Source organism: Moorena sp. SIO3I6, assembly GCF_010672095.1.
The window spans coordinates 1-1,160 of sequence record NZ_JAAHHU010001566.1 but is presented as its reverse complement, the minus strand read 5'-3'; the positions used below and the strand labels follow the sequence as shown (position 1 = coordinate 1,160).

The 1,160-nt window shown below is 39.2% G+C and carries 2 protein-coding genes; both read left to right on the top strand.

Annotated elements, in window-relative coordinates; genetic code table 11:
• The coding region (locus F6K49_RS51265; protein ID WP_293110617.1) for a GAF domain-containing protein at window positions 1-861 on the top strand (861 nt) is incomplete at its 5' end.
• A gap of 145 nt (window positions 862-1,006) precedes the next feature.
• Window positions 1,007-1,160: BMC domain-containing protein (locus tag F6K49_RS51260; RefSeq protein ID WP_293110619.1), on the top strand; the 154-nt coding region annotated here is incomplete at its 3' end.

Below are 1,160 nucleotides of genomic sequence, written 5' to 3'. Positions count from 1 at the left end.
ACTGAAATTTGTCAAGCATTGCACTTAAACTGGCGAGAAATTGCTGGTTTAGAGTTACTGGAAACTCCGGTGAAATCCTCAGAGATTCAAGTAGATACCAGTGAAGTAGATACCGTAGATACCAGTGATGCAATTGGTCTACGGCCACGCTACGGGAACGCAAAACCAAAACTTATCGAAGAGGTGAACACCGTTGATGACGCTTTAGGGGAGTTAGTGGACACCCTCAAAGAAATGTTAACTCGCCTGACTCGAAAAGCGGGAAACATACTAAAAGCAGACCGTACCAGTATTTTTTTACTGGATCAGCACAGTAATATACTCGGTTCCATTGACGCTGATGATGGTCAAGGTGGCTCCCTAGTCATTGATATTCCAGCAAATAAAGGAATTGCTGGTGCAGCTGTTACCTCCTTAAGTATTATTAATGTTCCCTTTGATGTCTATGACGACCCACGTTCTGAAGAAGCGAAAAGAATCGACAAAATTACCGGTTACCGAACCTATACTATGCTAGCTTGGCCCGTGTTGAATCAGCAAAAAAATTTAATTGCTGTGGTACAATTAATTAATAAATTAAAACCCAATAGTCATCCAAACGATGACTTGTATGAAAGAATCGATCTAAAGGGGTTTACCAAAGAAGATGAAGAACTGTTGGCTCAATTTACTCCTTCAATTTTGAGAAATTTGGAACGATGTCAGTTATGTTTCCAACTAGCCCGTAAACTTTGGAAAAATTCAGAAACTGAATCAGGGATTATCGAACCCTATAATCAAAAACTGATTACTGAACTCCAGGAGAAAGAAAAACAGGTGCGCAAGAGCCTAAAAAAACTAACCAAACTCAACTTCTATTAATTGTTAAATTTTATTGTTAAATTTCAATATTTTATAGTTTAAATTTTAAATGTTAACATTTTAGGCAAGCCAGGATATATTTTCCCTAATAACTCCAGTACAATCAGATTTAACCCAATTTTCGTGTTGACCGGAGTAGAACAAAATGCCAGCAGCAGTTGGAACTATTGAGACCCTAGGTTTCCCAGGGGTACTAGCCGCAGCAGATGCCATGGTCAAAGCAGGGGCAGTCACACTGGTATCCTATGATAAATCTGAGAAAGGTCGGTTTATGGTTAGCGTCCGTGGTAAAATTTCAG